Below are 6,428 nucleotides of genomic sequence, written 5' to 3'. Positions count from 1 at the left end.
GGGGGAGTTTCCGGTGACGGTGCATGGGAAGTTGGACCGTAAAGCCCTCCCGGACGTCAACTTCGAACCTCGATCGCTGCAGTATGTTGCGCCGCGAACGCCGGTCGAGGAGACGGTTGCCGCAATCTTCGATGATCTGTTGGGAACGTCGACGGTGGGCGTGTACGACGACTTCTTTGCCCTTGGTGGGAACTCTCTGAGTGCAGTCAGGTTGGTTGCGCGAGTGAATTCTGTTCTCGGCGAACGGATCGACATCCGCGACGTCTTCGATGCTTCTACCGTTGCAGCGCTGGCCGAGTTGGCGCAGTGTCGCGGAGGAGAGGGGGCCAAGCCGGCGTTGAGGCCGCGGGGTACGACGACGGATATCCCACTTTCGCCGGCGCAGGAGCGAATGTGGTTTGCGAATCAGTTCGACCCCGAGTCCGCCGCCTACAACGTCGCGTGCGCGTTGAGGCTCGACGGCACAGTGAATCTGAGTGCACTTCACGCGGCATTTGTCGACGTCGTCGAGCGGCACGAGTCCTTGCGCACTGTTTTTCCTCTCACTGACGACGGCCCGCGTCAAGTGATCATGTCTACCTCACAGGTGGTATCGGATCTTGCACCGATACTTGTGCAGGGAGAGGAAGAGCTGCGCGAGCGTTGCCGGCAGATCGTTTCGGATGGTTTCGACGTCATGCAGCAGGTCCCGATGCGCGCCACCTTGTTGCGGCGAGACGAGCAGGTCCACTCGCATGTCCTGGTGATCGTGATTCACCACATCGCCGCCGACGGATTCTCCACGGTACCGCTGGCCCGAGATCTCATGAGCGCATACACCTCCCGTGTGAGCGGCGAGGCTCCTCGGTGGGCGCCGCTCGAGATCCAGTACGCCGACTATGCGTTGTGGCAACGTGGTTGGTTGGGTTCGGAATCCGACTCTCGGTCTTTGATCTCGAAACAGCTCGCCTATTGGGTCGAGAATCTTGCGGGTGCACCGGAAGTTCTCGACATTCCGACCGATCGACCGCGCGGTGATGTGCGTTCGCTTCGACGCGGACGGATTCGGTTCGAGTTCAGTCCGGAGGTTCATGCCGGTGTGGTTGCCCTGTCGCGCAAACACAACGCCACCGTCTTCATGGTTGTGCACGCAGCCTTGGCAGTGCTGCTGGCGAGGCTCAGCGATGAGGAGGACGTAGCCGTCGGAACTCCGATCGCCGGGCGTGGGGAGCGCGAACTCGACGACCTGGTGGGCATGTTCGTCAACACGTTGGTCTTGCGCACTGCAGTGGACCGCGGCGCGACTTTCGGGGAGTTCCTCGACCAGGTCCGAAACGTAGATCTGAGCGCCTTCACTCATGCGGACGTGCCGTTCGAACGAGTCGTCGAGATAGTGAATCCTTCACGTTCGACGGCATACTCGCCCCTGTTTCAAGTCATGTTGGAGTTCCAAGACATCGAGCGACCGACACTGGAACTTCCCGACCTGCAGGTGACCGACGTGGGTGTCGAGATCGACACCATCACCTTCGATCTGCAGTTGACGGTGGCGCAGAACACTGGCACCGCCGGTGAATCGGATGGTATTCGTGCTGAATTCGGATATGCCGCAGATATTTTCGACGAGGAAACAGTACGGGGCTTCGTCGACCGCCTGCAACGGATTCTCGAGTACGTCACCACGGATCCGCAATCGCGGATCGGAGATATCGATATCCTCGACGCCCGTGAGTCAGCCGAACTGGTACCCGTGCGAGGTGTGATCTCCACCGCTGTTCAGACCCTTCCCGATTTGCTCACGACAGCAACAGATATGGCGACCGCCCAGGATCTCGGCGCCGTCGCGCTGGTGTTCGAGGAACGTGAAGTGACCTATCTCGAACTAGACGCACAGTCGAATCGATTGGCCCGCATGCTGATCGAATCCGGAGTGGGTCCCGAAACCGTGGTGGCGATGTGTCTCCCACGCTCCGTCGAGTCCGTTCTGGCGGTGTGGTCCATTGCCAAGACAGGTGCGGCATTCCTTCCCGTGGACCCGGGACTTCCTGCTGCACGTATCGAGTACATGCTGGGCGACTCCGGTGCAGCGTGGGGGATAACGACCCGAGCTCACCACGCAGCATTGTCCGGCCTCGTGCCGTGGCTGGTCCTCGACGATGCCGGTTTCGAGGAACGGCTGTGGGCGTACTCGCCATCGAAAGTCACCGACGAGGATCGGAAGGCACGGATTCGAATCGACAATCCGGCCTATCTGATTTACACCTCGGGATCAACGGGAACACCCAAGGGTGTGACGGTCACTCATCGCGGGTTGAGCAACTTTGCTCTCCAGGAGCGCGAGACATTCGCCGCCACGACCCGATCCAGAACTCTGCACTTCGCTTCGCCGAGTTTCGACGCTTCGGTTCTCGAACTCATGTTGGCCGTTGGTGCGGGATCCACGATGGTGATCGTGCCACCGACCGTCTACGGCGGGTCGGAGCTGGCGGCGTTACTGGAGCGCGAGCGCGTCACCCATTGTTTTGTGACTCCGGCGGCTTTGGCGTCCGTCGCCCCAGACGGACTCACCACTGTCGGTTGTGTCGTGACAGGTGGGGAGGCCTGCCCGCCGGAATTGGTGGCCCGCTGGGCGCCGGGCAGAAAGATGTTCAACGCCTACGGTCCTACCGAGGCAACTGTGGTGTCGAACATCAGTGCGGCACTGGCTCCGAACGACCCGGTCACCATCGGCGCACCTACTCGCGGATTCAGCGAGGTAGTGCTGGACTCGCGTCTGAGAGCGGTACCGGTAGGTGTCGCGGGAGAGTTGTATCTTGCCGGGCCGGCTCTCGCTCGCGGCTATCACCGGCGATCCCCGTTGACCGCCACGCAGTTTGTCGCAGATCCCTTCGGTGCGCCGGGAACGCGGATCTATCGCACGGGCGATCGCGTGCGGTGGACGCCCGACCGACAGCTGGAGTATCTCGGGCGCACCGATGCCCAAGTGAAGGTCCGTGGGTTCCGCATCGAACTCGGGGAAGTCGAGGTGGCACTGCAGACGCACCCGCGCGTGGCCCAGGCGGTGACGGGCGTCTGGAACGGCGACGGCAGGGATCGGTTGAACGGCAGGGATCGGTTGATCGGATACGTGGTTCCCGATCGCGGAGCGAGTGTCGATCCGCGAGACGTCCTCGCGCATGCAGGCAAGCGTCTGCCGTCGTACATGGTGCCTGCGGCGGTTGTGGTGCTCGACGCACTTCCGCTGACGGTTCACGGAAAACTGGACCGCGCAGCACTTCCCGCACCCGATTTCTCGTCCACGGCCACACCCGACCGGACACCGCGAACGGAAACCGAGAATCTTCTTGCCGCTCTGTTCGCGCAGGTTCTCGGCCTGGACACCGTAGGAGTGCACGATTCCTTCTTCGAGCTCGGCGGAGACAGCATCATGTCCATCCAATTGGTGGCCCGCGCTCGCGATGCTGGTGTGATCATCTCGCCCCGAGACGTATTCGACCACAAATCTGTTGCCGCGCTTGCCGAGTCGGCGCACATGGAGCAGGACGGTCCTGATGTGCTCGTGGAGCTACCCGGATCCGCTGTCGGAACTGTTCCACTGAGCCCGGTGGCGCAGTGGATGCTCGACCGCAGCAGTGGCGGGCTGCGTGGCGGCGAATTGAAACGGTTCTCCCAGGCGCTCTTGCTGACAGCTCCCGCTGATCTCACCCAGGATCTCCTTGTCCGTGGTCTCCAGGTGTTGCTGGACCGCCACGGAATGCTTCGAGCGCGCTTGGGCGAGAGTGACCGGGTCATGGAAGTCCTACCACCCGGCTCGATCTCGGCCGAAGGACTGATCCATCGAGTAGCTGTCGGTTCGGTGGACGACGAAGGTTTCAGGGCCTTGGCGTCGGGAGAGCTCGAGGCCGCTGCCGACAGCTTGGATCCCGCCGCGGCCGACATGGTGCGCGTGATCTGGTTCGACCTGGCCGACATCCCTGGCTTGCCGAACAAGCGGGGCCGACTACTTGTGGTGATTCATCACCTGGTTGTCGACGGCGTCTCGTGGCGCATTCTGGTCACCGACCTGGCGACGGTGACAGCACAACTCCGGGCCGGTGTCACGCCCGAACTGCCACAGATCGGAACGTCGTTCCGGCGGTGGGCGCACGGGCTTGTCGAGCACGTGGGCGACCGGAGCGTCGAACGGGACATGTGGAAAACGATCCTTGACGGCGATGACCCGCTGATCGGTTCGCGCCCAATCGATCCCACGATCGACGTCGACGGCACGGTCGACACCGTCACAGTGGACATCGCGCCTCCGGTGACCAGGAACCTACTCACCACGGTTCCTGCGGCATTTCACGCCGGCGTGAACGACGGACTCCTCACTGCTGTTGCGTTGGCCTCGATCGAGTGGCGACGACGCCGCGGTATGGATACCGCTGCCGCCCTGATCACGCTCGAAGGACACGGCCGCGAGGAAGGAGCGGTTCCTGGCGCAGACCTCGCGCGCACCGTTGGTTGGTTCACCACGCTCTACCCGGTGCGCGTGGACCTCGGCGGAATCGACGTCGACGACGCACTGGCAGGTGGCGCCGACGCCGGACGGGCTCTCAAAGCCGTCAAGGAATACGTGCGTGCGATCCCCGATCATGGAATCGGATTCGGGATGTTGCGCTACCTGTCGGGCGAGAGCGAACCACTCGGCCGATTCCGTTCTCCTCAGATCAGTTTCAACTATCTGGGCCGGATCAGCTCCTCTGACGGAACACAGGACTGGCTGCCGGTGGAGGGCAATCGAAAGCTCGGCGGAACCCAGAATCGGTCCATGCCTGTGGCGTCCGTGATCGACATCAACGCGGCGGTTGAGGACCATGTCGACGGGCCCTGCCTGACAGCATCTTTCACCTTTCCCCGCGGAGTGCTCGACAGGTCTGACATCGCGGAGTTCGCGGAACTGTGGCGTCGTGCGCTCGACGGACTCACCGCGCACGCGTCGCGACCTGATGCGGGCGGTCTGACGCCGTCGGACATTCCCCTGGTCTCCGTGGACCAACAACAGATCGAACGCTGGGAGAACGACTTCCCCGGATTGCACGATGTCTGGTCGGTGTCGCCCCTTCAGGCCGGGCTGATGTTCCATGCCTCACTGGCGGCGACGTCGACGGACGTCTACACAGCGCAGTTGTGCGTCGAGCTGGAAGGAGCGGTTGATTCCGAGCGTTTGCGCGGCGCTGCTGCCGGACTACTGGCAAACCACCCGAATCTGTGTGCAGCGTTCGTCTACGACGCACACGGCCTACCGGTGCAGTTGATTGTCGACGATGCGGTGAGTCCCTGGACCGAGGTCGACCTGAGTGATTGCGGATCGGCAACCGAAGCAGAGCTGGAGCGCCGCCTCGACGAGGATCGCAGTGCACCCTTCGACCTCGCCTCGCCGCCACTGCTTCGGCTGACGTTGCTGCGAACCTCGCCGACGAGGTGTGTGTTGGTGGTGACAAACCATCACATCGTTCTCGACGGTTGGTCGATGCCGTTGCTGGTACGCGAACTGCTGATGAGATACGCGGACGACAGTCTCCCGGTCGAGAGCGTCCCGGCCGATCAGCCCCAGACTCCGTCGTACCGCACCTATCTGGAATGGTTGGCGCACCGCGACATCGAGACCTCGCTCGCGGTCTGGGAGGATGCCATGGAAGGCGTCGACGAGCCGACGTTGTTGGCGGCTTCGGCGCCGACCGCCGATCAGGTGGTACCCGAAGAGGTCACCGTCGATCTGCCCGATTCGGTGCTCGACGGACTCGGTGCGCTGGTCCAGCGGAGCGGGATCACGATGAACACGGTGATCCAAGCGGCGTGGGGTGTCCTGTTGTCTCGAATGCTTTCCCGCGAAGACGTAGTCTTCGGCGTCACAGTCTCGGGCCGCTCACCTGAATTGCCTGGTGTGGAAAACATGATGGGGCTGCTGATCAACACATTGCCTGTCCGCGTGCAACTGGATCCAGACCAGACGTGTGCACAGCTGCTCGCTCGACTACAAGGCGAGCAGACAGATCTGCTCGATCATCACTATGTCGGACTCGGCGCGATTCAATCTGCCGTAGGGACAGGCAATTTGTTCGACACACTGTCGGTCTTCGAGTCGTATCCGATCGATACCTCGGGGATGGACGGGAACACCGACATAGCCGGTATGCGCGTCACCGCTGTGAATGCCCGCGACGCCACGCATTACCCGCTCACCGTGCTGTCGGTCGCGGAACCGACGCTGCAGGTGAGCCTGCGGTATCAGCCGGCGGCATTCGACCGCGCCGCGGTCGGCACCATTGCACAGCGAATGTCGCGAATTCTTGCCGCCTTTGCAGCGAACGCGGATACACCGGTCGGTGAGGTCGACGTGTTCGTCGCGGGTGAGCGTGGGTTGGTGGTGGGTGGTTGGGATGGTGTGGGGGTTGCGGTGGGGGGTT

Annotated in this window: 1 protein-coding gene; it reads left to right on the top strand. The window is 62.5% G+C overall.

The window, feature by feature from the left end:
- Positions 1-6,428, top strand: a 6,428-nt coding sequence (locus tag QM596_RS29505; RefSeq protein ID WP_283310592.1) for a non-ribosomal peptide synthetase, incomplete at both ends; no start/stop codon positions are given.

Source organism: Rhodococcus sp. IEGM 1406, assembly GCF_030056745.1.
Taxonomy (GTDB): domain Bacteria; phylum Actinomycetota; class Actinomycetes; order Mycobacteriales; family Mycobacteriaceae; genus Rhodococcus_F; species Rhodococcus_F erythropolis.
Note: the sequence above shows the minus strand (reverse complement) of the source record. Positions and strands in the feature narration are given on the sequence as shown.